General features: G+C 65.2%; 27 protein-coding genes and 1 tRNA gene. 12 read left to right on the top strand and 16 right to left on the bottom strand.

What is annotated here, in order from left to right:
* Window positions 1-21: 21 nt before the first annotated feature.
* The 6 genes from IVA75_RS06370 to IVA75_RS06345 form a co-directional block, all read right to left on the bottom strand.
* Window positions 22-990, bottom strand: coding sequence for a dipeptide ABC transporter ATP-binding protein (locus IVA75_RS06370; protein ID WP_027565638.1), 969 nt, complete (start codon window positions 988-990; stop codon window positions 22-24).
* On the bottom strand, window positions 987-1,982 hold the full coding sequence (locus IVA75_RS06365) for an ABC transporter ATP-binding protein (protein WP_247285786.1): 996 nt from the start codon (window positions 1,980-1,982) through the stop codon (window positions 987-989). The genes IVA75_RS06370 and IVA75_RS06365 overlap by 4 nt, the downstream gene beginning before the upstream one ends.
* On the bottom strand, window positions 1,982-2,899 hold the full coding sequence (locus tag IVA75_RS06360) for an ABC transporter permease (protein ID WP_007615333.1): 918 nt from the start codon (window positions 2,897-2,899) through the stop codon (window positions 1,982-1,984). Before IVA75_RS06360 ends, IVA75_RS06365 begins: the two co-directional genes overlap by 1 nt.
* Window positions 2,865-3,824 carry an ABC transporter permease gene (locus IVA75_RS06355; protein ID WP_007597394.1) on the bottom strand — a complete coding sequence of 320 codons (960 nt, stop codon included), beginning with the start codon at window positions 3,822-3,824 and terminating at the stop codon, window positions 2,865-2,867. The genes IVA75_RS06360 and IVA75_RS06355 overlap by 35 nt, the downstream gene beginning before the upstream one ends.
* A 28-nt stretch (window positions 3,825-3,852) precedes the next feature.
* Window positions 3,853-5,643, bottom strand: a complete 1,791-nt coding sequence (locus IVA75_RS06350; protein WP_247285785.1) for a peptide ABC transporter substrate-binding protein — start codon at window positions 5,641-5,643, stop codon at window positions 3,853-3,855.
* Between the two features lie 260 nt (window positions 5,644-5,903).
* Window positions 5,904-7,322: a M20 family metallopeptidase gene (locus IVA75_RS06345; RefSeq protein WP_247285784.1), complete on the bottom strand. Its 1,419-nt coding sequence runs from the start codon at window positions 7,320-7,322 to the stop codon at window positions 5,904-5,906.
* A 287-nt stretch (window positions 7,323-7,609) separates the two neighbouring features.
* On the opposite strand from IVA75_RS06345, the gene IVA75_RS06340 reads away from it, so the two are divergent.
* From IVA75_RS06340 to IVA75_RS06330, 3 genes are all read left to right on the top strand, one after another.
* Window positions 7,610-8,581 (top strand): S1C family serine protease, encoded by a 972-nt coding sequence (locus IVA75_RS06340; protein WP_247285783.1) that lies wholly within the window; start codon window positions 7,610-7,612, stop codon window positions 8,579-8,581.
* 29 nt (window positions 8,582-8,610) lie between these two features.
* The gene (locus IVA75_RS06335) at window positions 8,611-9,681 is read left to right on the top strand and encodes a phospholipase (protein ID WP_247285782.1); all 1,071 of its coding nucleotides are present in this window, start codon (window positions 8,611-8,613) and stop codon (window positions 9,679-9,681) included.
* A gap of 82 nt (window positions 9,682-9,763) precedes the next feature.
* Window positions 9,764-9,970, top strand: coding sequence for a hypothetical protein (locus IVA75_RS06330; protein ID WP_027514183.1), 207 nt, complete (start codon window positions 9,764-9,766; stop codon window positions 9,968-9,970).
* An 82-nt stretch (window positions 9,971-10,052) separates the two neighbouring features.
* Here the strand turns inward: IVA75_RS06330 and IVA75_RS06325 are convergent, their stop codons facing one another.
* The 5 genes from IVA75_RS06325 to IVA75_RS06305 all read right to left on the bottom strand — a co-directional run bounded on the left by IVA75_RS06325 (window position 10,053) and on the right by IVA75_RS06305 (window position 12,855).
* Window positions 10,053-10,712 carry a DsbA family protein gene (locus IVA75_RS06325; protein ID WP_247285781.1) on the bottom strand — a complete coding sequence of 220 codons (660 nt, stop codon included), beginning with the start codon at window positions 10,710-10,712 and terminating at the stop codon, window positions 10,053-10,055.
* Between the two features lie 87 nt (window positions 10,713-10,799).
* Entirely contained in the window at window positions 10,800-11,522 is a 723-nt protein-coding gene (locus IVA75_RS06320) for an LrgB family protein (RefSeq protein WP_247285780.1), read from the bottom strand.
* On the bottom strand, window positions 11,519-11,902 hold the full coding sequence (locus IVA75_RS06315; RefSeq protein ID WP_247285779.1) for a CidA/LrgA family protein: 384 nt from the start codon (window positions 11,900-11,902) through the stop codon (window positions 11,519-11,521). Before IVA75_RS06315 ends, IVA75_RS06320 begins: the two co-directional genes overlap by 4 nt.
* Before the next feature lie 44 nt (window positions 11,903-11,946).
* Entirely contained in the window at window positions 11,947-12,423 is a 477-nt protein-coding gene (locus IVA75_RS06310; RefSeq protein ID WP_247285778.1) for a PaaI family thioesterase, read from the bottom strand.
* A gap of 3 nt (window positions 12,424-12,426) precedes the next feature.
* On the bottom strand, window positions 12,427-12,855 hold the full coding sequence (locus IVA75_RS06305) for an acyl-CoA thioesterase (RefSeq protein ID WP_247285776.1): 429 nt from the start codon (window positions 12,853-12,855) through the stop codon (window positions 12,427-12,429).
* 109 nt (window positions 12,856-12,964) lie between these two features.
* On the opposite strand from IVA75_RS06305, the gene IVA75_RS06300 reads away from it, so the two are divergent.
* On the top strand, window positions 12,965-13,513 hold the full coding sequence (locus IVA75_RS06300) for a TetR/AcrR family transcriptional regulator (RefSeq protein ID WP_247285775.1): 549 nt from the start codon (window positions 12,965-12,967) through the stop codon (window positions 13,511-13,513).
* 47 nt (window positions 13,514-13,560) lie between these two features.
* On the opposite strand, the gene IVA75_RS06295 is transcribed toward IVA75_RS06300, so the two are convergent.
* Window positions 13,561-14,052 carry a hypothetical protein gene (locus tag IVA75_RS06295; protein ID WP_247285773.1) on the bottom strand — a complete coding sequence of 164 codons (492 nt, stop codon included), beginning with the start codon at window positions 14,050-14,052 and terminating at the stop codon, window positions 13,561-13,563.
* Between the two features lie 202 nt (window positions 14,053-14,254).
* Between IVA75_RS06295 and IVA75_RS06290 the strand changes: the two genes are divergently transcribed.
* Both IVA75_RS06290 and IVA75_RS06285 read left to right on the top strand, forming a co-directional pair.
* Window positions 14,255-14,539, top strand: a complete 285-nt coding sequence (locus tag IVA75_RS06290; RefSeq protein WP_247285771.1) for a PsiF family protein — start codon at window positions 14,255-14,257, stop codon at window positions 14,537-14,539.
* A 96-nt stretch (window positions 14,540-14,635) separates the two neighbouring features.
* Window positions 14,636-15,721, top strand: coding sequence for an AbrB family transcriptional regulator (locus IVA75_RS06285; RefSeq protein ID WP_247285769.1), 1,086 nt, complete (start codon window positions 14,636-14,638; stop codon window positions 15,719-15,721).
* Between the two features lie 3 nt (window positions 15,722-15,724).
* Here the strand turns inward: IVA75_RS06285 and IVA75_RS06280 are convergent, their stop codons facing one another.
* The gene (locus IVA75_RS06280) at window positions 15,725-16,264 is read right to left on the bottom strand and encodes a disulfide bond formation protein B (RefSeq protein ID WP_247285767.1); all 540 of its coding nucleotides are present in this window, start codon (window positions 16,262-16,264) and stop codon (window positions 15,725-15,727) included.
* A gap of 155 nt (window positions 16,265-16,419) precedes the next feature.
* Between IVA75_RS06280 and IVA75_RS06275 the strand changes: the two genes are divergently transcribed.
* From IVA75_RS06275 to IVA75_RS06255, 5 genes are all read left to right on the top strand, one after another.
* Window positions 16,420-16,504, top strand: a tRNA-Leu gene (locus tag IVA75_RS06275).
* 174 nt (window positions 16,505-16,678) lie between these two features.
* Window positions 16,679-16,981: a hypothetical protein gene (locus tag IVA75_RS06270; RefSeq protein WP_247285765.1), complete on the top strand. Its 303-nt coding sequence runs from the start codon at window positions 16,679-16,681 to the stop codon at window positions 16,979-16,981.
* A 158-nt stretch (window positions 16,982-17,139) separates the two neighbouring features.
* Window positions 17,140-17,373, top strand: coding sequence for a hypothetical protein (locus IVA75_RS06265; protein ID WP_247285764.1), 234 nt, complete (start codon window positions 17,140-17,142; stop codon window positions 17,371-17,373).
* Between the two features lie 251 nt (window positions 17,374-17,624).
* Window positions 17,625-18,308 carry a response regulator transcription factor gene (locus tag IVA75_RS06260; RefSeq protein WP_247285763.1) on the top strand — a complete coding sequence of 228 codons (684 nt, stop codon included), beginning with the start codon at window positions 17,625-17,627 and terminating at the stop codon, window positions 18,306-18,308.
* Complete coding sequence (locus IVA75_RS06255) at window positions 18,305-20,242, top strand: ATP-binding protein (protein WP_247285762.1); 1,938 nt, start codon at window positions 18,305-18,307, stop codon at window positions 20,240-20,242. The genes IVA75_RS06260 and IVA75_RS06255 overlap by 4 nt, the downstream gene beginning before the upstream one ends.
* Before the next feature lie 117 nt (window positions 20,243-20,359).
* Here the strand turns inward: IVA75_RS06255 and IVA75_RS06250 are convergent, their stop codons facing one another.
* Entirely contained in the window at window positions 20,360-20,641 is a 282-nt protein-coding gene (locus tag IVA75_RS06250; protein ID WP_247285761.1) for a hypothetical protein, read from the bottom strand.
* Window positions 20,642-20,876: 235 nt separating this feature from the next.
* Between IVA75_RS06250 and IVA75_RS06245 the strand changes: the two genes are divergently transcribed.
* A complete protein-coding gene (locus IVA75_RS06245) occupies window positions 20,877-21,101 on the top strand; it encodes a cysteine rich repeat-containing protein (RefSeq protein WP_007597470.1) in 225 nt (74 codons plus the stop codon).
* A 97-nt stretch (window positions 21,102-21,198) separates the two neighbouring features.
* Here IVA75_RS06245 and IVA75_RS06240 read toward each other — a convergent pair whose 3' ends face one another.
* Window positions 21,199-21,912, bottom strand: coding sequence for a hypothetical protein (locus IVA75_RS06240; RefSeq protein WP_247285760.1), 714 nt, complete (start codon window positions 21,910-21,912; stop codon window positions 21,199-21,201).
* Between the two features lie 103 nt (window positions 21,913-22,015).
* Entirely contained in the window at window positions 22,016-22,726 is a 711-nt protein-coding gene (locus tag IVA75_RS06235; protein ID WP_027514200.1) for a hypothetical protein, read from the bottom strand.
* Between the last annotated feature and the right edge of the window lie 38 nt (window positions 22,727-22,764).

Raw genomic sequence — 22,764 nt, 5'->3', positions numbered from 1 at the left:
CGCGCTTCGCTTTTCCCGGCGTCATGCGAGATGGCACGCCACAAAGTGCCCGCCCGCTCCCTCCTTCAGCTCCGGTGCGCTTTCCGCGCAACGCGGCTGGGCGATAGGACAGCGGGTGTGGAAATGGCAGCCCGACGGTGGCTTCATCGGGCTCGGAACGTCGCCCTTGAGGCGGATGCGCTCGCGCTTGAGCTTGGGATCGGGCACCGGCACCGCTGATAACAGCGCCCTCGTGTATGGATGCTGCGGATTGCGATAGAGGTCGCTGGCCTTGGCGAGCTCGACGATACGGCCAAGATACATCACCGCGACCCGGTCGGAGATGTGCTCGACCACCGACAAATCGTGCGCGACGAAGAGATAGGTGAGGTTCAGCTCGGCCTGGAGATCTTCCAGCAAGTTGATGACCTGCGCCTGGATCGAGACGTCGAGCGCGGACACCGGTTCGTCGCAGACGATCAGTTTCGGCTCGACCGCGAGCGCGCGCGCGATCACGATGCGCTGGCGCTGGCCGCCGGAAAACTCATGCGGATAGCGGCGCATGTGCTCGGCCTTGAGACCGACCTTCACCAGCAGGCTCGCAACGCGATCCTCGCGCTCCTTGGCCGATGAGCCGAGCTTGTGGATGACGAGCGCCTCGCCGAGGATGGCGCCGACCGTCATGCGCGGATTGAGGGAGGCGAACGGATCCTGGAACACGAGCTGCATGTTCCGCCGCATCGCGCGCAAATCGGTGCCGCCGAGCTGGCCGACATCCTGGCCGTCGAACACGACCTCGCCGTCGGTCGGCTCGATCAGGCGCAGCACGCAGCGTCCCGTCGTCGACTTCCCGCAGCCGGATTCGCCGACGAGGCCGAGCGTCTCGCCGCGATTGACCGAGAACGAGACCCCGTCGACCGCATAAACGCTGCCGACCTGACGCGACAACAGGCCGCCATGCACGGGAAAATATTTCTTCAGGCCGCTGACGCGGAGCAAGGGCTCGGTCATGCGGCGCCTCCCAACTGCGTATCTCCCAGATGACAGGCCATGCGGTGGCCGGGCGCGATCTCGCGCAGCAGCGGCTCCCTCTGGGTGCAGACGCTCATGGCGTGGCGGCAGCGCGGCGCGAAGCGGCAGCCGACCGGCGGATTGATCAGGATCGGCACCGAGCCGCCGATCGCCTCCAGCCGCACCTTGTGCTCGCTGGCGAGATCGATGCGCGGGATCGAGCGGATCAGTCCCTGGGTATAGGGATGGCCGGGATTGCCGAAGAGCTCGTCGACAGACGCCTCCTCCACCACCTTGCCGGCATACATCACGACGACGCGCTGCGCGGTCTCGGCGACGACGCCCATGGCATGGGTGATCAGCATCACCGCCATGCCGAAACGTTCCTTCATGTCCTGGAGCAGGTCGAGGATCTGCGCCTGAATGGTGACGTCGAGGGCCGTGGTGGGCTCGTCGGCGATGATCAGCTTCGGCTTGCAGGCGAGCGCCATCGCGATCATCACGCGCTGGCGCATGCCGCCGGAGAACTGATGCGGATAGTTGTGCACCCGGCCTTCGGCATTGGGAATCTGCACCAGCTTGAGCATCTCGATGGTGCGCTCGAGCGCCTGTTTCCTGGTGACGTTCTCATGGCGGCGCAGGCTTTCGGCGATCTGCTCGCCGATGGTCAGCACCGGATTGAGCGAGGTCATCGGCTCCTGGAAGATGAAGCCGATCTCCTTGGCGCGGATCTCGTCGAGCTGACTGCTCGTCAGCGGCACGAGATCGCGGCCTTCGAAGATGATCTCGCCCGCCGCGATGCGGCCCGGCGGCATCGCGATCAGCTTGAGGATCGACATCGCGGTGACGGTCTTGCCGCAGCCGGATTCGCCGACGACGCAGAGCGTCTCGCCGCGATTGATGGAGATGTCGACACCGTCGACGGCCTGGAGGATGCCGTCGTCGGTGGAGAAGTGGGTTTTCAGTCCCTTGATCTCGAGCAGCGGCGCCATCAGATCACCCGCCGCGCATCGAGCGCGTCACGCAGGCCGTCGCCGATGAAGTTGATGGCGACCACCGCGATGAAGATCGCGCCGCCCGGAAACAGCGCCCAGTGCGGGCCGATGTCGAGAAAGTCCTTGGCATCATAGAGCAGCCGGCCCCAGGTCGGGGTATCCGGAGGGAAGCCGAGGCCGAGGAAGGACAGCGTCGATTCCGCGATGATGGCGGCCGCCACGTCGATGGTGCCGGCGATGATCACCGGACCCAGCGCATTAGGCAGGATATGGCGCACTACCTGCCGCACCGGGCTTGCCCCGAGCGCGCGCGCGGCTTCGACGAATTCCTTCTCACGGATCGACAGGAACTGCGCCCGAACGAGCCGGGCGACGGGCATCCAGCGCAAGCCACCGATCACGAGCACGATCAGGATGAAAATGCCGCCCTCGGGGCCGAAAGCGGCCTTCAGCCCGTCGCGGAAGAGATAGATCAGCAGCAGCAGCAGGGGCAATTGCGGCAGCGACAGAAAGAGATCGGTGAGCCACATCAGCCCATGACCGAGCGCGCCGCGCGACATGCCAGCGAGCGCGCCGATCAACACGCCGACAAAGACCGAGACCAGCATCGCGGCGAGACCGACCGCGAGCGAGATGCGCCCGCCATAGATCATGCGGGCGAGGATATCCTGCCCGAGATCGTCGGTGCCAAAGGGATGGGCCAGCGACGGCCCTTGCATGCCCGCCACGATGTCGATGTCGTCGATCTTGACCCGCCAGACGAAGGGGCCGACCACCACCGCCAGGATCAGAACGAGGAGCAGGAACGCGCTGACCACGGCAAGCTTGTGCCGGCTATAGCGCCGCCACGTCTCGCGCCAGGGCGAGTAGACGCGCCGCTCAGCGGAGGGAGATGCGAGGGTCAAGCCAGCCATAAAGAACGTCCGCGATGAGATTGAACAGCACGACCAGGCACGCAAAGACGAAGGTGACGGCCATCACCACCGGCGTGTCGTTGGAAAGGATGGAGGAGATCAGCAGCGAGCCGATGCCGGGGATGCGGAAAATCTGCTCGGTGACGATCGCGCCGCCGAACACCGCCGGGATTTGCAACGCAATCAGCGTGACGACCGGGATCATCGCGTTACGCATCACATGCTTGATGATCACCCGCCGCTGACCGATGCCCTTGGCGCGCGCGGTGGTGACATAGTCGAGCCGGATGACGTCGAGCATCGCCGAGCGCACGAAACGTGTCATCGACGCAGCCTGGAACAGGCCGAGCACCGCCACCGGCATGATCGCCTGACGGATCATTTCCAGCACCCAGTGAATACCAGTGCCCTTGATGTCGGTCGTGTAGACGAAAGGCAGCCAGTCCAGCGTGACCGAGAAGATCAGGATGAACAGGATGCCGGTGAAGAAGGTCGGCAGCGAGAAGCCGACAAAGGCGAGCGTGTTGGCGACCTGGTCGAACAGCGAATAAGGTTTCGTCGCGGCATAGACCCCGACCGGGATCGCGATCAGGAGCGCCAGAATCTGCGCCGAGCCGATCACATAGAGCGTCGTGGGCAGTCGCTGGAGAATGAGCGTGTCGACGTTCATCCGGCTGACGAAGGAGAAACCCCAGTCGCCGTGCAGCATGGCGTTGAGCCAATGCAGGTAACGAAGGTAGATCGGATCGTCGAGGCCGAACTTCGCCCGAAGCGCGAGAGCGACTTCGGGCGGCACGTTCGGATTGGTCGCCAGCTCCGAGAAAGGATCGCCCGGGGCGAGTGCGAGCACGACAAACAGCACCAGCGAGATTCCGAGCAGGCTCGGAATCGCGATCAGGAGGCGACGCAGGACATACTGGCTCATGAAGAAGGACCGCTCTAGGCGTGCGTGATCATTCTTCGCGGTACCAGTCGAACAAATTGTCGGTCTCGTTGGCCCAGCCGGAAACGACCGGGCGCAGATTGTTGGCGGCCGCCTCGACCTTCAGGCGGTGCTGTACCGGGATGAAAACGATGTCCTGGTACATCAGATCATTGGCCTTGATGTAGAGCGCCGCGCGCTTGACCGGATCCATCTCGCCGTCCGCGGCTAGGATGGTCGCGTCGTACTCCTTGTTGACCCAGCGCGGGAAGTTGGTGCCCTGCCACTTGTTCTCCTTGGTGGCGACGAGGTTCGAAAGGTAGCGACGCATATGCTGCGACGGATCGGGCTGGCTCAGCGGGATCTGGAACATCTCCATGTCGGCGTAGAACTTGGAATAGGTGTCGGGATTGCCGACGTCGGAGGAGAAGAACACGGAGGCGACGACCGATTTCAGCTCGACGTCGATGCCCGCCTTCTGGCACGCCTGCTTGACGATCGCCTGCGTCTTCTGGCGCGGCCCGTTGATCGCGGTCTGGTAGAGAAGCTTCAGCTTCTTGCCGTCCTTCTCGCGGATGCCGTCGGCGCCCGGCTTCCAGCCGGCGTCGTCGAGGATCTTCGAGGCCTTCTCGACGCTGAACTCCCACGAGGTGTTCTTGGACACGAATTTTTCGGGCCCGTTGAGGAAGTTGGCGGTGGTACGGCCGGCGCGGCCGTAGATCGCCTTCTTGACTGACTCGCGATCGATCAGCAGCGAGAGCGCCTTGCGCACCGCTGGATCGGAAAGCAGCGGGTGCTTGGTCTTCATCGAGGAGCGTTCGCCATCAACCTCCGTGTTGGGGTCGGTGAAGTTCAGTGCGATGAATTCGGTGTCGCCACCCACGGCGTAGACGGTCTTTCCCTTGCCGCCCTTCTCCAGGCGCAGCAGCACGTCGTCCTCGACCTGAATGTTCCAGCCGAAATCATATTCGCCGGTCTGGATCACCGCGCGCGCGGCAGAGACGGCGTCGCCGCCGCCCTTCATCTCGATCGAATCGAAATAGGGCCGGTTCGCCATGTGATAATCGGGATTGATCACGCCGCGGACAAGATCGCCCGGCTTGAACTCGACGAACTTGTAGGGGCCGGTGCCGACCGGCGAGAGGTTGGTCGGCGCCTCCCGCGACTTGGACCCCATATAGTCTTTGAACAGATGTTTCGGGATGATGGTATTGGGAGCCCCGACAAAAGCGTCGGCCCAGAACGGCGTGGGCTTGTTGAAGAGGATGCGGACCGTGAGGTCGTCCACCTTCTCGACCGTGATGTCGCGGAGCGTCGCGATCGTCAGCGCGGAGGTCGCCGGATCCTTGGCATATTCCCAGTTGAAGACGACGTCGTCGGCCGTGAACGGCGTGCCGTCGTGCCATTTGACGCCGGGCTTGAGCTTCCAGGTCACCGACTTGCCGTCGGCGGCGAGGCCACCGTTCTGGATCGAGGGAGTTTCGGCGGCCAGAACCAGCTTCATGTTGCCGTCGGGATCCCAACAGGCGAGCGGCTCGTAGAACAGGCGTGCGCCGTCCTGGTCCTTGGTGCCGGTGGCAAAATGCGGATTGAGCAGGGTGGGCCCCTGCCACCACAGCAGCTTGAGCGCACCACCGCCGCCGCGCTTGGTCGGCTTGTAGGTCGAGGCGCCCTCAGCCATCGCGACACCGCCAAGCGCGAGGATCTGGTTGGCCAAAGGCGCGGTGAGACCCACGGCAGCCAGGCGCTGAATGAAGCCGCGGCGATCCATCCGCCCGTCCATCACGTCACCGATCATCGAACGCAGTTCTTTATCCAGCATGGTTGTCCCCGTCTGGTTCCCGTATGGATGCAGGCGGTCGCGCGGGGCGACCACCAAGTTGGCTGGCGGTAGATGGCACACCGAATGGGCCGCGCGTCAACCGGGACCGTGTGTATGCAAACGGTCTTCTGACTGTCTGTTGGGCAAAATCATATTCCGCAGCCCATCCGTTCGGCAATCCAGCATCAAAACGCGCTGAATTCCGCGCTGCACTGCAGAAAATTTGATCGCCGGATCAGACGAAGTATCGAGGCGAAATTCTACGCCACGGACATGTCGAGCGGCGGCGCGACATGGTCTGGCAGCGGACAGACGTAAGGCGTCTTGGCCGTCCGCTTCTTAAGGTCAGCCTTGGCAGCCTTGATCAGCTCCGGGTCCGTCAGCGCCTTGATGCCGATGCCGGCCATCGCCTTGGCGGCCTGCACCATGGCCTTGTGGGCATGCGCGCTCTTGCCCTGCGCGACCACCTGCCAGGTGTGGAAGGGCGTACCGATTGCAACCGTGGGTGCGTGAACCTGCACGGTCGGCACCACCCAGCTCACGTCGCCGACGTCGGTCGAACCGACCAGCGGATTGCGCTTGGCATCGAGTGGCACCAGGAAGTCAGCCAGCGGCCGGTCGGTCGGCTCCATGCCGATCGCGTAATACACCGACTCGATGTCCTTGTCGCTCAGCGTCGCGCGGATCTCCGTGGCAAAGCCCTTGTCTGCGTCGTCGAAATGCGGCGGTCCGAGCTCTTCCATGACCCGGTGCAGCGCGTGCTCCAGCGGCGTGTTCGGCAGGATGTTGGAGACCGCGGAGATGATCTTCATCTCGACCTTGGTCTCGGTCATCAGCGCCGCGCCGTCCGCGATCTTGCTCACGCGTCCGACTAGCTCGTTCATGCCGGGCAGATCACGGGCGCGGATCGAATAACGCACGCGCGCATGCGCCTGCACCACGTTCGGGGCGATGCCACCGGTGTCGAGCAGCGCGTAGTGCACGCGCGCGTCGCTCGGCATGTGCTCGCGCATATAGTTCACGCCGACATTCATCAGCTCCACGGCGTCGAGCGCGGAGCGGCCGAGATGCGGCGAGGCCGCCGCATGCGAGGTGCGGCCGGTGAAGATGAAGTCGGCGCGGGTGTTGGCGAGTGACGGCGTCACCGCGACTTCCCAGAAGCTGTGCGGATGCCAGGTGATGGCGATGTCGGCGTCTTCGAATGCGCCGGAGCGCACCATGAAGGCTTTTGCCGCGCCGCCCTCCTCCGCGGGGCAGCCGTAATAGCGCACGCGGCCCGGCACCTTGTTCTCGGTAAGCCAGTCCTTCACCGCCGTCGCGGCGAGGAGAGCTGCGGAACCGAGCAGATTGTGACCGCAGCCATGGCCGTGGCCACCGGTCTCGACCGGACGATGCTCCGCGACGCCTGCCTCCTGGCTGAGGCCCGGCAGCGCGTCATATTCCCCCATGAAGGCAATGACCGGTCCGCCCTCGCCCCATTCGCCCATCACCGCGGTCGGAATGCCCGCGACCTGCTCGGTGATGCGAAAGCCCTGATGGCGCAACTCGGCAAGATGCTCGGCGGCGGACCGCGCCTCGGTGTAGCAGACTTCGGGCATGCCCCAGACCTTGTCGCTGAGGTCGATGAAACGTGCCTTGATCGTGTCGATGCCACGCCAGATGTCGCTGCGGTTGTCCATGCTTCGGTCCGTGATCTCTAGGTCAAACGAAGCGGCAATGGTTAGCAGCTTCATTGTACGGCGCCTAGCACCTCGCCGGACAGCAGCCATGCGGTCAATGCCGGAGAGCCGCCCGACCGACCGACCGTGCATAACCGGTCCTGTGCCTTTCAAAGATTTCACACGGCGTTCTCTGGAATAGTTAGGAACGAGGCTTTCAAGACGGCCTCCTCCGGCCTAAATTATGCGTGCTTCGTGCGTCGTTCCGCTAGCCACGGCGGAGCGATGCTCTCAGCCAGGAGAACTCGATGCCCGCCCTGACCGAATGGAGAGTGCCGCCGGCCAATCAACCGCGTGCGAGCGATTACGGTTTCGATCTCGACCGCGCGCTCGCCTCCGTCGTCGGCCTGCATGCCATCATCCCACCGGACGCCTTCAGCGCCGAGACACTGGGGACCGAACGCGCCGGCAACGGCGTCGTGATTGACGATGGGCTGGTGCTCACCATCGGTTATCTCATCACCGAAGCAGAGTCCGTGTGGCTGCATGTCGGAGACGGGCGCGTGGTGGAAGGACATGTGCTCGGCTTCGACGCCGTCACCGGCTTTGGCCTGGTGCAGGCGCTCGGCCAGCTCGACGTCGCCCCCTTGCCGCTCGGTGTCTCGGCCGAGACCCGGCTCGGCGACCGCGTCGTGGTCGGCGGCGCCGGGGGACGCACGCGTTCGGTCGCGAGCCAGATCGTGGCCAAGCAGGAATTCGCCGGCTACTGGGAATATCTGCTGGACGAGGCCATCTTCACCCATCCCGCGCACCCGAACTGGGGCGGCACGGCGCTCCTCAACGAGCGCGGCGAGCTGATCGGCATCGGCTCGCTCCAGCTCGAACGCGAGCGCGACGGCAAGGCCGAGCACGTCAACATGATCGTGCCGATCGACCTGTTGAAGCCGATCCTCGACGATCTACGCAAGTTCGGTCGCGTCAACAAGCCGGCACGGCCATGGCTCGGACTCTTTTCGACCGAGATCGACAACCGCGTGGTGGTGATCGGAATCTCCGCCAATGGTCCCGCCGCCCGCGCCGAGCTCAAGACCGGCGACGTCATCCTCGCGGTCGACGGCGAGAAGGTCACAAGCCAGACCGGCTTCTACAAGAAACTGTGGGGCCTCGGCGCCGCCGGCGTCGACGTGCCGCTGACGGTACATCATGAAGGCGTCACCTTCGACGTCACGGTGACCTCGACCGATCGCTTCAAGCTCTTGAAGGCGCCGAAGCTGCACTGACAAGGCGAACTGACGCAGGGAAAACGACGATGAGCGAGGCCGTCGTTGACGACATCGTGGCCGTGCTGCCGCCGCTGCTCAATGCGCTGGAAGCGCTCGCATTCTTTCAGCGAAACCTGCACCCGCCGGCCTTCGGCTCCGTGATGAACGCGATCAGCGCTCCCGACGAGGCGCTGCAAACGGCGCGCGCGGCAATCGGAGAATGGCCGGGGCAGTTCACCGGACTGCGCGAGCGGCTCGATCGTGCCTGCGACGAAACGCTCGCCGCCTTTGCCAGCCTGCGCGAGGTTGAGCGTGGCAATGGCGACCTCGTCGCGGTGTTCCGCGCGCTGCGCCATGTGCCGCGCGCGCAGGAGGCACTCTATCCGCTGGCCGTGCAGTTTCCGCCGGTCAGCAGCTTCTTCCTCAACGCCGCCATGCGCGAGAATGCCGACCTGTTGTCGCGGCTCGAAGCCGGCGCGGACGCGCACACCGGCATCATCCACGATCACAACGAGCCCGGCAGCCGCGGCGGCTTTTCGGTCTACGTGCCCGAATATTATACGCCCGATCGCGCCATGCCGCTGGTGGTGGCGCTGCATGGCGGCAGCGGCAACGGCCGCGGGTTTCTGTGGAGCTGGCTGCGCGACGCCCGCAGTCTCGGTGCAATCCTGGTGGCGCCGACCGCGACCGGCCCGACCTGGGCCCTGATGGGTGACGATTCCGACACGCCCAACCTCACGCGCATTCTCGAAACGGTGCGCAGCCGCTGGACCATCGACGCCTCGCGCATGCTGCTGACCGGCATGAGCGACGGCGGCACCTTCTGCTACGTCACCGGGCTCGACGGCGCCTCGCCCTTCACGCATCTCGCGCCAGTCTCGGCGACCTTCCACCCGCTGATGGCGGAGATGGCCGACGCCACACGCCTGCAGCGCCTGCCGATCTTCATCACGCACGGCAAGCTCGACTGGATGTTTCCGGTGCAGACCGCGCGGCAGACGCAGGCAGCCCTCGCCGCGGCCGGCGCGAATGTCACCTATCGCGAGATCGACGACCTCAGCCACACCTACCCACGCGAGATCAACGCGGAGTTGGTGCAGTGGCTGAATGGAGAATGAACAACCTCTCCTTACCTGCGCCGCACTGTCGCGGAACAATCGATCCGGGTCGACGTTATCGCCCGTCATTGGAGGTTTCGCGATGCGGATGTTTCTTGGAATGATTTTGGGCGCGCTGCTGCTCGGCTGCGGCGTGTATGTCTATGACTCCATGCAGACGTCGTCGGTTGCTAATGGCGAGGTCGCGACGACCAATCGCACCATCGTGAACTGGGATGTCGCAAAAGCCGACTGGGACGCGCTGCGCGATCGCGCGCACAAGGACTGGGTCCGCATCTCCTCGAAGTAACGACGTGGTATCATGAATGAAATGAGGCGCCGTCGCGGGTCCGCGGCGGCGCCTTCGTCTTGCGCGGTGAATATCGCTCGGCTCAGTTCATCTTGGCCTTGCGGGCGTCGGCGATGACCTGCTCGAACTCGTTCATGCTGAGCACGCCCGGCACGCGGTACTTGCCGACGATGAAGGACGGGGTGCCGCGGAAACCGAAGGCTTCGGCCTGCTCGTTGTTGCGCTTGAGCAGAGCGTCGATGTCCTTGGCGTGGTCGGCGAGATCGCGCTTCAACCGATCCATGTCGACGCCGGCGGACGCGAGCAACTCGTTGATGCGTGGCTCGGTCAGGCGCGAGCTGACGCCCATCATGGCGTCATGGGCCTGGTGGTACTTGTCCTGGAATTTCGCCGCGAGCGCCGCCCGCGCGGCGGTGACCGAGACCGGCCCGAGGATCGGCCAGTCCTTCATCACCAGCCTGACCTTGCCGTCGTCCTGGATGACCTGACACAACTCGGGCTCGAGCTTGCGGCAATAGGGGCAGTTATAGTCGGACCATTCGATAATACTGATATTCCCGTCGGGATTACCGGCGACGGGAACATCCGGGTCGCGCAGCACCTTGGCTTCGGTCAGCACCTCGTCTTCGTCGGTCGCCGCGCGCGCCGAGGTGATTCCACCCGCGACAAGGGCGCCCGCCCCAATCAGCGTCAGCGCCGCGCGCCGCGTCGGCACAAGGGCTTTATTCCTGAATCCAGCCATATCTCGTTCCATTTCGGTCCCATCTCCGTCGATACGGTTCGAGACTGGGAATTGTTACAGCTCATATAGAGTGTCGCGGTGCCGATGTCATCGCACCAGCAGCGTGACCGCCAAAGGTACCAGGAAGGACGTCACCAAGGCGTTCAGGCTCATGGCGATCCCGGAGAAGACGCCGGCGATCTCGTCGACCTGGAACGCTCGCGCGGTACCGATCCCGTGCGCGGCAAGGCCGGCGGCAAAACCGCGGGCGCGGAAATCGCTGATGCCGGTGCGGTTCATCAGCGGCGTCACGATGATCGCGCCCATAATGCCCGTAAGGATAACCGCAACCGCAGCCAGCGAGGGATCGGCGTGCAGGGATTCGGCGATGCCCATGGCAACGCCGGCCGTGACGGATTTCGGCGCGAGCGACAAAACCACTTCGTGCGGCAGACCGGCAAGCTGGGCCAACAACACCACGGACACCACGGCCGTGACCGATCCCGCGACCAGCGCCACCAGCATCGGCACGATCGAGGCGACGACGCGCTTGCGGTTCTCGTAGAGGGGAACAGCCAGCGCGACCGTCGCGGGCCCCAAAAGGAAATGCACGAACTGCGCGCCGGCGAAATAGGTCGTGTAGGAGGTGCCGGTTAGCAGCAGGAACGCGCCGACGATCCACATCGCATGCAGCACGGGATTGGCGAGCGGATGGCGCCGCGTCGCCAGCGACGCCGCGTCCGTACCGGCATAGACCAGCAGCGTCACTGTCAACCAAAGCAGCGGCGACTGCGAGAGATAGACCCAGAGCGAGAACGGATTGTCCTTCATCGCGCGTCCTGTTGCCTCAACAGGCGGCTGACCAGGCGGAAAGTGAGTACGGTTGCGAGCAGGGTGACGACCACCGACAGCGCGAGCACGAGGATGATGGCGATGCCGTGGGACGCGAGCAGATCGAGCTTCTGCACGACGCCGACCCCGGCCGGCACGAACAGCAACGACAGATGCGCGAGCAGACCCTTGCTCGCCGTCTCGACGCCATCATCACGCAGCGGCCCGCGCGCGAGAAGCGCAAAGCGGTCGCGCGCGAGCAGCAGGATGAGAAGCAGCAAGAGGCCAAGTACCGGGCCCGGCATCGGCAGGCTGAGGCTGCGCACGACGGCTTCGCCGATCAACTGGCAGAGAAGAATTAGACCAAGGCTTGCAAGCATGACCGGAGTATCAAGGGATGCGCCGGCGGTCTTGTCAATCGCCGCTATGCAGCGTTCGTGCGCGGCGCTTGCGCGGCCGCAACGCGCGGCAGCATTGCCATCAGCGTCCCGGTCATCATGGCGATCAACGTGACCTTGCCCTCGTGCTCGGCAAATGCCTTTGCCTCGCAAAAGGTCAGCGTGCGGCCGGGCTTGACCACCTCGGCCTTGAAGACGAAACGCTCGCCCCGCGCCGGCGCGAGCAACGTGGTCTTGAACTCGACGGTGAGGATATCGGCCTCGCACGGCATCAGGGTGAAGGCAGCGACACCACAGGCATTGTCTAGTCCTGCGGTAATGATGCCGGCGTGGACAAAGCCGTTCTGCTGTGTGAGGGCCGGCGAATGCAGCATGGCGAGTTCAGCCTCGCCCGGCGCAAGGCGGACGATCGCGATGCCGAGCGTGTGCATTGCCGGCTGGCGATCGAACATGGCGATGGCAGCCGCGCGGTAGCCCGGGTTCTTCGGCTCGTATGCAGCCATGGCTCAGGCCTCCGCCGGCTCGGCGAGATGTCTCAAGGCGATCTCGCGAATGTCGTCCGTGAACGGCACCGATTTGCGCTGGCTGCGGTCCATGTGCACGCCCGTGATCTCGCAGAACGCGGCGATCTCGCCGGTATCGGCATTGATCATGTCGTGCCGGAAGCGGATCGATTTGTCGCGGATCTCGAGCAGGTGACTGCGTATCTCGACGATGTCGCCGGCGAGCAACTCGCGCTTGTAGGTGATGTTCTGCTGCACGGCGGCCATGCCGCGCCCGGAGCCGCGCAGATAGCTCGGCGTCAGCCCGAGCCGGGCGAACAGATTCCAGTTGGCTTCGTCGAACTTGCCGACATACCACATGATGTTCATGTGGCCGACGTGATCGCACTGCCAGGGATAGACCGTGCCGCGATAGGTCGCCTCCTGCTCCATCGCAATTCTCCCTGACCTTTTCTGGCTTTGATTGTTGATACGGTAGCGTATCAACCTCCTCCCGCGTTAGCAATACGGTACCGTATCAAGAATCGGCGAGGCTGCCTGCATGAGTGACGGCAAAGGCGATGTCTGGGTCGAGGCAGGGTTCACTGAACTCGCCCGATCGGGGGTCGAGGGGGTGCGGGTCGAGGTGCTCGCCAAGAATTTGGGCGTCACCAAGGGCGGCTTCTACCGCCGCTTCGCCGACCGTGCCGCGCTGCTCGGTGCCATGCTGGAGCGCTGGCGCGAGGGGCGCTCAACGGCGATCGCGCAGCAGACGAGTCTCGATGGCCAAGAGCCCCGTGAACGGCTGAGGGCAGTGATCCAGCTCTATTCGGAGCGGCTCAATCCGGACGGGATGGCGATCGAGCTTGCGATCCGGCAATGGGCCCGCTCGGACGAGGGCGCCGCGGCAGCGGTGGCGAAAGTGGACGCGGCGCGGCTGAAGCACGTCGCCGAACTCTATCGCGCGACCGGCCTCGAGACCGAGGCAGCTGAAGCGCAGGCTTTCCTGTTCTACTGCTTCATCTTCGGCCAGAGCCTGCTGTTCGTCGAGCGCGGCCCGCGCAAGCGATCGCAGCTCGTGGCGAAATCGGCCGAGAAGCTACTGGATTAAAGCAAGAGGCCGGAGCTTGGCTCCGGCCTCTGCGTCGTCTTGAAGCCTCAGGCGGCGCCCTTCAGCTTCTTGTTGCATTCGCTGTAATAGCCGCCGCCCTTCTCGATCCACTTCATGCCGCCATTGCCGTTGGTGGTCTTGTTGGCGTTGTACTGGTCGACGCAGGTGTGCAGGCGCCCCTTGCCGGGGGTCTCCTTGGCGTATTTCGGATCAACGGCGTTCGGATAGATCGCGGGGCCGGCCGGCAGGGTCGGCGCGGCAGCCGGGGCGGCCTCCTTCTTCGCCTGCTTCGGCTCGGCGGGAGCGGCGGGCGCAGCAGGAGCGGCCGCGGTCGGCGCAGCCGCTGGCGTCGCATCCGCGCCGCACTGGGCCTTGCGGAAGTCATTCCACTTCGTGGTGCCGAGCGAGCCGTCCTTCTTGGCGGCCTGGTATTTCGCGCTGCACTCCTGCGAGGTCAGCGCCTGCGCCGGCGCACTCACCACCAGCGCGGCAAAGCCCGACAGCGCAACTGCACACAGCAACTTTGATTGCATGGTCATCCTTGGTCTCCTCCTTGATCTTCCCCCGAGGGAAGTGAACCGAGGATTGCTATCCTAGCGTGCCGCCAGCTCGCGACAAGGAAGTGATGGCTGCTGCCGCCAAAATATAGTGATCCTCCACGTTCGAATTATTCATGTCGCGTTCAGCAAGGCCAGCCGACTTTCGCGCCCTTCGCAATTCCCGCAAGAAGAGTGCAGCACCATGACCTTCACATCTCGCCTCGCCGTCGTCGCTCTCACCTCCCTGCTCGCCACCGGCACTGCCTTCGCGCAGACCGCCGCGCCGGCAGCAAAGACCGACACCAAGACCACAACCGCCGCCCCCATGGACAAGAAGGCACCGAAGGAGCACTCGGCCGAATCGCTCGAATGCTCCAAGCAGGCCGACGCCAAGGGCCTGCACGGCAAGGAGCGCAAGAAATTCCGCTCCGAATGCATCAAGACCGCCAAAGCCGGTATGGCCGCGCCGGCTGCGGACAAGAAGTAAATCCTTCCCCCTGCTCGCGGCTTCGGGAGAGGCGCGCGCATTGCGGCATGACGTGGCCGCAATTGTGCGCCTCTCGCTGATTTGCGATAAGGCGGTGTGAAGCAAATCACCGTCTCCCTGCCGTTCGAATGGCCGAGCCGTGCCAAGATCTTGAGCACGATGGAAACGCTTGTCATCGGCACCACCGGCGGCCTCGTGTTTTTGCTCGCGGGCCTTCCGGGGGGATTGATCTCGGGCTCCATGATCGCGGTCGGGATCGCCGCGATCGCCGGTCGCCAGCTGACGCTGCCGCCGATCCTGACCCAGACCGTGCTGGTGCTGCTCGGCATTTCGTTAGGATCAGTCGTCTCGCGCCACCTGCTTCAACAGGTCAGTGCCTATCCGCTCACCATCGGGCTGCTCGCGCTCGCGACCTTCTGCTCGACCTTCGGCTCGAGCTATTATCTCCAGCGCATCCACGGCTGGGACCGCACCTCGGCCTTCCTCGCGGGCAGCCCCGGCGCGCTATCGCAGATCACGATTTTGGCGGTCGAGCGCGGCGCCGACTTGCCGGGCATCGCTGTGGTGCAGACCATGCGCGTGATCATCCTCACCGCGGCGCTGCCGATGGTGCTGGCGTTCGCCGGCGTCGCGCCCTCCGTCGCGCCATCGCTGACGACGACCATCGCCTCTCCGCTCGACCTCGTCGAGTTGGTCGCGGCCTCGCTGGCCGCGGCGCTCGTCCTGCGGCTGATCAGGTTTCCGGCGAGCTGGATGTTCGGCGCGATGATCGGCTCGAGCGTGTTGCATGGCGCAGGCTGGGTCGAGGGCGGCCTGCCGGACTGGGTACGCGGCGTGGCGCTGATCGGCATCGGCGCCCTGATCGGCAGCCGCTTCGCGCGGATGCAGATCAAGACGCTCGCCGGCCACATCAACGCGGCGCTGGGCTCGTTTGCCGTCGCCATCGCCGTCTCCGCGATTTTCGTCGGCATCGTGGCGCTCACCACGCAGGTGAAATTCTCCGACGTCGTGGTCGCCTACGCACCGGGCGCGATGGACGCCATGCTGGCGCTGGCCCTGACGCTGCACATCGACCCGATCTTCGTCGGCGCCCATCACCTCTCGCGTTTCGTCTTCGTGACGATCGCGACGCCGGGCATCGTGCACCTGTTCGGCCGGACGCAGGACGATGTGGATGATTGAGCCTTAGCGCTTCGCCGTCGCAACGAATCCCCACGCGGCGATCGCAGCTATCAACAGCGAGATCAGCAAATTGTAGCCGGCAAGCGAGAGGCCGAGGAAGCGCCACTGCACCTCGTCGCAGCGGACCACCTTCACGGTGTCGAGTCGCGACAGCAGGTCGGTGGCGCTGCCGAGATTGACGACGGGACCGGAGCAGTCGGTCGGTCCCTTCCAAAAGCCCCATTCGACGCCGGCGTGATAGGTGCCGAGCCCGACATTGGCGAGGCTGGCCAGCACAAGGATCGCGAGGCCCGCGAACAGCAGCGGCCTCGGCGCACCGCCCCGCGCCGCGAGTGCGATGAGCAGGCCCAGCGGGATCGCGAGGTAATAGGCGTAGCGCTGCTCCAGGCACAGCGGACAGGGCACGATCCCGAGCACCAGCTGGAAGAACCAGGCGCCTGCGATCGTCGCGGCTGCAATCAGCGTGACCGCGAGCGAAGCGACCAGCGCGGGGCTCGTGGCCGCCGGTTTGAATGCAGGTATTGCGGCACTCTGGGTCGTCACGGCAGCCTCTTTTCGATGGGTCGCTTTCCAAGGCTGTAACCCCGGCTCATGCGGCTGTCGAGAACGGCCGGGATCACTTTGGCGCGGGTTGACCCCGCTTGGTCCATGGCTATAGTCCGCCGGCTTCGCGACGCCCTGTTAGGGGCTGACCGAGGGCCCCTGTGGCGGAACTGGTAGACGCGCTCGACTCAAAATCGAGTTCCGCAAGGAGTGCTGGTTCGATTCCGGCCAGGGGCACCACGCTTCGCCCTTTCGGGCTTCGCGTGGCGCAGCCCGCGCCAAGCCCGAAAGGGTGAAGCGTGTCCGGCGAAGCCTCTTGGCGAAGACGGACTGTCTCGGCCTCCCCCTCCCTAGCAATCGTCACATGCCACCTGTATAAACCGGTAGCTTCTTCCGCAATTCGAAGGAGCTCATATGAACGACCTGCACACGTGGCTTTCGCAACAGCACCACGGCCTGCGCACCTTCCGGATCTTTCAGCAAAAGCTCGAGACGCTCGGCCGCGACGACTCCGAACAGCGCGGCCTGTGCCGTCTGTTGAGCGGTCTGGTCGGCAGCTATGTCGAGACGTTCGATGAGGCCCCGCTGCCCGTCGAGGTCGCTGACGGAGCCTATCATCGCCTGCTGGCGCTGGTCGCAAGCCTCGACCTCGCGGGCGACACCAGTCGGCGGCTCGCGGACATCAACCGGGTTGCGACCTGCGAGCTCTGGCAGTGACGAGAGCGGGCCGCCATACGGCCCGCATCCGCATCCCCGGGACACTTCGCCAGGAGAGGGCCGTGCTTCCCTGCACGAGCCTCCCTCGACGGGTTCGACTTCGCAGAGCCAGTCCCTATATCGTGGGGCAACCTATGTTGATGCAGCGAGCAGCTTCGATGGCCAGGAGACGCGCGACCGAAGCGGACGCCGACGACCTCCCCCGCTTCTTCGTCTGGGTCCGGGGCCTCGAAGGCGCCGAACCGCAGAAATGGATGGCGATGGATTTCGGCGTCGGTGACTGGAGGCGGCCGCTCGTGCTCGCCTTTCTGGAGCTGCCGGAGGGCGAGCAACACTTGCCGTTGTCGGCGCTGGCCCGGCGATACCCACCGCCGCGGGGAGAGGCTTCGTAGAGGAGCCATCCTGGACGGAGGCAAGGATCTCGCCAGCCCCTCAACCCAGGGCGAGCAACGCCGCACGGCGCTAATCACGGTGCAGCGTCTGCCAGTGCCGCCGACGCCATCGGCCGCAGCAAAGCGATAGGCGGCGTCCGCAACGGCGGAAGAGTGACAATGCGCCCCCATGATTATGGGTGTCGCGGCGCCCGCACCGCAGCTAAACTTGGCCCTGCGCCGCGGGGGACACGCGGTGCAGGACGATGATCATGACCGAACAGGGCGAGACGGGTGAAGCCATCGCCATCCTCCTCGTCGAGGACGACGCGCCGACCTGCTGGCGGCTCCACGACGCGCTGGTCAAGGCCGGTTACGAGGTGCGCAGCGCCGGCACGCTCGCAGAGGCCCGCGCCGGGCTCGGCGACCGGGCGCCGCGCGTGCTGCTCACCGATCTGCGGCTGCCCGACGGCCACGGCGTCGAGCTGATCCGCGAGACAAGGCAACGCTTTCCCGACACCGAGATCATGGTGATCTCGGCGCTTGGCGACGAAGAGAGTGTGATCTCCGCGATCACGGTGGGCGCCACCGGCTATCTCCTGAAGGATGCGTTCCCCACGGACATCGCCACCACCGTGCGCGATCTAGTCGCCGGCCATTCGCCAATCTCGGCCTCGATCGCCCGTTTCATCGTGCGCAGAACGCAGGGTACCGCGCAGAATGCGGCCGAGCCTCCGCCCGGTCCCGCGCTCAACACCGCAAGGCTCACCCCACGCGAGATCGACATCCTCTGGGGCATCGCCAAGGGCTTCAGCTACGCCGAGATCGCGAGCCATCTCGGCCTGTCCAGGCAGACCGTGCCCGGCCACATCAAGAACATCTATCGCAAGCTCGAAGTGCACACCCGCAGCGAAGCGGTGTTCGAAGCAGTGCAGCAGGGCCTGATCAAGCTGTGAGCGAAATCGCGGCGAAGGCACCGGTCAAACCCGCGCGGCGCCGGCTGCTGGTCTCGCGCCTCGTGCCCTATCTGCTGCTCCAGGCACTGATATTGGTCGCAACTGTCCTCGGGCTGCGGCTGCTCCAGCCCAGCGACCCCGACGACTTTGCCCTGAGCGAATTCTCGCTGCGCGAGGACGGCGTGGCGCGCCCCGTGACGCTGCCGCATTTCACGTCGTCACGCTATTCCCTGGCCGACCCGCCGCTCTACAGCGGCGCCTTCACGTTCCGCCGCGGCGATGTGGCGTCGGGATGGTCGGTATTCCTGCCGCGCTTCAGCAACGCGGTGGAGGTCTCAATCAACGGCGTCATCATCCTGGATTCCCGACGCGATGCCAACGCCAACCGGCCCGACCGCAACACTCCGCAGATCGGGTCGATCCCGTCCTCGCTGCTGCGCGAGGGCGCGAACGAGATCACGGTGCGGCTGTTGGTTTGGGGACCGCTCAAGGGCTTTCTCGACACCGTCTATGTCGGGCCGGATGCGGCCTTGCGGCCGGCCTACGAGACACGCACGCTGATGTTCGTCACGTTGCCCGTGGTGTTCTCCGCCTGGCAATCGATCCTCGCCGTCATCCTGGCGATCATGTGGCTGATGCGCCGCCGCGAGCCGGTTTACGGCGTGCTGGCCGTAGCGATGGTACTCGGCGTGGTGCAGGCCTTCGCGCCACCACCGGTGCCCCCCGTCAACACCTCCCGGCTCGCCGCAGTGTTGCTCGCGTCCGCACCGATCGAGAGCGCCCTGGTCGTCGTATTCGGCGTGCTGTTCTTCGGCTGGCGTTGGCCGCGTTACGGCATGCTGCTGTTCGCGCCGGGGCTCGTCGTGTTCAGTGTCGGGCTGATCGCCGGCCCGCCGTTGCCGCGCATTCTGTTTCTCCTGTTGGGGATTCCGACCGTCGGGATCTGCCTGTTGCTGATGGCCTGCGTCACAGCTGCCGCAGTGGTGCGGCGGCAGGACGCGGCAAGCTTCACGCTCGGCTGCGCGGTGACCATCGTGCTGATCTGCTGGGTCCACGACATGCTGTCGGTGTTCGAGATCGTGACCGACGAGCGCATCTTCCTCTCGCGCCTGTCCTATTCGGCGATGCTGGTCGCGATCGGCGCCGGCTTGACCTGGCGGTTCGCGCGCGCGCTGAACCAGGTCGACAGCTTTGCCGGCCAGCTCGTAACGCGCGTACGCGAGGCCGAGGAGCGGCTGAAGGCGAGCTTTGCCCGCGAGGAGGAGCGTGCGCGGGCCGCCGCGCTTGCCAATGAGCGCACGCGACTGATGCGCGACCTGCATGACGGCCTCGGCGGCCAGCTCATCAGCATCGTGGCACTGTCCGAGCGCGGGCACGAGGGCGCGACCATCACTGACGCCGCCCGTGCGGCGCTGAAAGACCTCCGCCTCGTCATCGACTCCATGGACGACATCGGCGGCGACCTGATGCTCGCACTCGGCTCCTGGCGCGAGCGCGCGACCGCACAATTGCGACCACACGACATCGCACTCGACTGGCACGTGGCGACGCCGCAAGGGCTGCCGCTGCATCCCGAGCTCAGGCCATGGCATGTCATCCAGATCGTGCGCATCCTCGACGAGGCCGTGACCAATGCGGTCAAGCACGCAGAGGCCCGCCGCATCGCGGTCACCATCGAGACGGTCGACGGAGGTCAGGGACCGTACGGTGTGATCAGGGTCGCGGATGACGGCAAGGGCTTTGCGAACGGTTGTGCGCCGGTCGGCAGCGGCGGGGCCACCGACGCGAGCCAGACCGCGCGGGGCCTTCGCAACATGAGGAGCCGTGCCGCGCGCTGCGGGGCGATGCTCGATCTCGGTTCGGATTCCTCAGGCACGCGCGTGCGGCTGCAATTGCCGCAGATTTTCCCCGACAGCGGTGCCGCCGTCGGCTGAAAAGCCCCCTCTCCGAACGTGTGGGACGCGCGGAGAGAGGGACGGGCCGGATGATTTGCCTGCGGAGGACGGGGAGTTCGTCCGCACGGCTCCTTCGCCCGAACTCTTTCGTTGTTCTCAGCGCACGCCCACGCGATTGACCGGACCACCGCGATTCATCGGCGAGCCCGCGCGCACGCCGACACCGGGCGCACCGACCCCGGGTGTCGCCACGGCGACCGCGGCGGCCGGCGCTACCCTCACCGCTGCCGCCGGTCGCACCACGCAGCCTTTGGGTATGCCGACCGTCTTGCAATAGACCACCGCTTGCGCCGGGCTCGTGCCCAGCGACACCATCGCCGAACCTGCCAGCGCCAAAATCGTCAACCCGGCGCTCAGCGCTCCCGCTCTTTTCGACATCTTGCTCTCCTGCTTGCCGTTCGGCGTCCCGATGCAATCACCGGGTCTCGCAGCCGACGTGCAGCCTGAATGACAAAAGACGGCGCGCTGATACATGCCATGAAAATGGGGGTACGGCGGCGGGACGGGCTGGCCGATGCCATGAACATGGCATGGACCTGCGCCCGGCGCTCGCGAGATGGTCCGGCCCGCTTGATCCCAGGCGGGACCAACGACATTCCCAAGGAGGTGCTTTATGAAGATTTCGGTTCTTGCCGTGCTGCTGCTCGCCGCGACCGCCCAGACCGCCGCTGCGCAATCCGGTCCGACCCCGCAGGAGCAGATGACCTGCCGAAGCGACGCGAGCAAATTCTGTGCCGAACACATCGGCAAGCCGCCGCAGATGAATGCCTGCCTGCGCGAGAACAAGTCGAAGCTTTCGGACGGCTGCCGCAAGGTCGTGGAGTCGCACGGCGGGTGAGTGGCTGCCGTCCGCGGCACAAATCCTCGCGGGTGTTGCGTCAGACCATAGCCGTCGATGCGCCCGTCATAGATCGCGCGCGACGGCGAGGACGGACCTAATCGTCGTCGCCGAATAGCCTGATCTGCGGAAAGCCGCCGCGCGGCCGGCTCGGGACCTCGCGCGCATCGGCATCTTCGCGGATGTTGCGCGCGACGTCGTCCCAATCGGTCCGGTCGCGCATCCCACGCGGCTCGCGGGAATCGTAATGACGGCGCTCGGCCCAGCGCTCACGGCGCTCCGTCCGGCGCCGTTCAGACGTGGCCCGCTTGACGTCAGAATCCCTGGCCTTGGCAAAGGCGTTGTCAGGTGGGGATGACGGCTCTGTCGACGCCTGCTGTGCAGCAGGCTTCGCGAGTTGCGGAGGCGATGCCGGCGCTGGCTTGGGCGGCTCTACCGCAGCCGCTTGCGAAGGCTGTTGCGCTGGCTGTTCAGCGTTGGCCTGAGTGGTCTGCGTGCCGGGCTTCGCGGCTTCGGATTTTGCTTCAGGCGTGGATTCGGGTTTAGCGTCGGATTTCGCTTCGGCCTGCGCTGGCGCGGCGACCATGGCGCCAAATGCTTGCGAGCCGGTGAGATATTGCAGGCGCTCGGATGGCGCGTCCGTCGTGGCGGGCTTGGCGTCAGCGCGTTGCGCCATCTTGCTGGTATCAGGCCCCTGCTTGGGCGAGACCGGATTCATGATATTGCCGGCGACAATGCCGCCGCCGAGACCAATGGCTATGGCTGCGACGATGGTTCCTGCACCGACGAAATAGGCTGTCGAGGCGCGCATTGGTCCACTCCCTCTTTGGAGCGGGCAACGCTTGTCGATTGCCGGATGTTCCCGATACAGGCGCAGTTCCGGGAGGAACTTGATTCCGGAAGAAACTTGCGCGTTAGATCTGCTGCGCCACCTTCTCGAGCCCGATGATGCGGGCGAGCTTGCGCACTTCCTCTTTCTGGTCGTCACGCAGCTGGAACAGCAGCGGCATCGCCGCCGACTTCAACTGCTGGACCTCGTCGCAATTGGGATCGATCGGCACGCCCTGCACGTTCGGATTGGACAGCTTGTTTGCCGAGATCTTGCGGACAACATTGCGCAGCGCGGTTTCGACCGAGGGCCAGTAATATTCTTGCGACGACGACAACTTCAGACGGTCCCTGATGCCCGCGATCTGCACGTCGGAGAGCAGCGAATAGGATTTTTGCGGTTGCGGCTTGGCGACGACCTTAGGCTTGGCCGGGACTTCGACGGCAGGAATCTCTGCAGCGGCCGGAGCCTCGTTCACGCTCGCCTTAGGCATCGGGAAATCGGATGGCGTGGCGGCGGCAAACGCCTGGCGCAGCGGCTCGGTCAGCACGGGCATTTGCGATAGCTTGTCGGCAGGAACCTGGACCGGGTCGAACGCGGCCGAGGCCAGTGCCAGCGTCGGAACCAGACGATCGGCCTTGGCGGCCCGATTGGTTGCAAGCGGCTTGGGTGCCGGCGCCTGCGTAATCATTTCGGCGCTGACGCTGGGCACGCTGTCGCGGCCGAGAATGGCGGTGGTGGCGGCGCCGAGGACGAGGAAGCAGGTCAGCACGACGATGGTGATGGCTTTCGACAAACGTCTCTCCGCAACCGGCTTCAAGTCCACGTGATCAC

Origin of the sequence: Bradyrhizobium sp. 134, from assembly GCF_023074155.1 — a bacterium.
Taxonomy (GTDB): domain Bacteria; phylum Pseudomonadota; class Alphaproteobacteria; order Rhizobiales; family Xanthobacteraceae; genus Bradyrhizobium.
This window is presented reverse-complemented; position numbering and strand designations above follow the sequence as displayed.

Coding starts and splice junctions, on each gene's coding strand:
- IVA75_RS06365 (WP_247285786.1), bottom strand. CDS start 1,982: ATGGCGCCGCTGCTCGAGATCAAGGGACTGAAAACCCACTTCTCCACC.
- IVA75_RS06250 (WP_247285761.1), bottom strand. CDS start 20,641: ATGTCGAAAAGAGCGGGAGCGCTGAGCGCCGGGTTGACGATTTTGGCG.
- IVA75_RS06340 (WP_247285783.1), top strand. CDS start 7,610: ATGCCCGCCCTGACCGAATGGAGAGTGCCGCCGGCCAATCAACCGCGT.
- IVA75_RS06360 (WP_007615333.1), bottom strand. CDS start 2,899: ATGGCTGGCTTGACCCTCGCATCTCCCTCCGCTGAGCGGCGCGTCTAC.
- IVA75_RS06355 (WP_007597394.1), bottom strand. CDS start 3,824: ATGAGCCAGTATGTCCTGCGTCGCCTCCTGATCGCGATTCCGAGCCTG.
- IVA75_RS06305 (WP_247285776.1), bottom strand. CDS start 12,855: ATGGAGCAGGAGGCGACCTATCGCGGCACGGTCTATCCCTGGCAGTGC.
- IVA75_RS06265 (WP_247285764.1), top strand. CDS start 17,140: ATGGCCAGGAGACGCGCGACCGAAGCGGACGCCGACGACCTCCCCCGC.
- IVA75_RS06310 (WP_247285778.1), bottom strand. CDS start 12,423: ATGGCTGCATACGAGCCGAAGAACCCGGGCTACCGCGCGGCTGCCATC.
- IVA75_RS06345 (WP_247285784.1), bottom strand. CDS start 7,322: ATGGACAACCGCAGCGACATCTGGCGTGGCATCGACACGATCAAGGCA.
- IVA75_RS06335 (WP_247285782.1), top strand. CDS start 8,611: ATGAGCGAGGCCGTCGTTGACGACATCGTGGCCGTGCTGCCGCCGCTG.
- IVA75_RS06295 (WP_247285773.1), bottom strand. CDS start 14,052: ATGACCATGCAATCAAAGTTGCTGTGTGCAGTTGCGCTGTCGGGCTTT.
- IVA75_RS06290 (WP_247285771.1), top strand. CDS start 14,255: ATGACCTTCACATCTCGCCTCGCCGTCGTCGCTCTCACCTCCCTGCTC.
- IVA75_RS06350 (WP_247285785.1), bottom strand. CDS start 5,643: ATGCTGGATAAAGAACTGCGTTCGATGATCGGTGACGTGATGGACGGG.
- IVA75_RS06245 (WP_007597470.1), top strand. CDS start 20,877: ATGAAGATTTCGGTTCTTGCCGTGCTGCTGCTCGCCGCGACCGCCCAG.
- IVA75_RS06330 (WP_027514183.1), top strand. CDS start 9,764: ATGCGGATGTTTCTTGGAATGATTTTGGGCGCGCTGCTGCTCGGCTGC.
- IVA75_RS06315 (WP_247285779.1), bottom strand. CDS start 11,902: ATGCTTGCAAGCCTTGGTCTAATTCTTCTCTGCCAGTTGATCGGCGAA.
- IVA75_RS06260 (WP_247285763.1), top strand. CDS start 17,625: ATGACCGAACAGGGCGAGACGGGTGAAGCCATCGCCATCCTCCTCGTC.
- IVA75_RS06370 (WP_027565638.1), bottom strand. CDS start 990: ATGACCGAGCCCTTGCTCCGCGTCAGCGGCCTGAAGAAATATTTTCCC.
- IVA75_RS06320 (WP_247285780.1), bottom strand. CDS start 11,522: ATGAAGGACAATCCGTTCTCGCTCTGGGTCTATCTCTCGCAGTCGCCG.
- IVA75_RS06300 (WP_247285775.1), top strand. CDS start 12,965: ATGAGTGACGGCAAAGGCGATGTCTGGGTCGAGGCAGGGTTCACTGAA.
- IVA75_RS06270 (WP_247285765.1), top strand. CDS start 16,679: ATGAACGACCTGCACACGTGGCTTTCGCAACAGCACCACGGCCTGCGC.
- IVA75_RS06325 (WP_247285781.1), bottom strand. CDS start 10,712: ATGGCTGGATTCAGGAATAAAGCCCTTGTGCCGACGCGGCGCGCGGCG.
- IVA75_RS06240 (WP_247285760.1), bottom strand. CDS start 21,912: ATGCGCGCCTCGACAGCCTATTTCGTCGGTGCAGGAACCATCGTCGCA.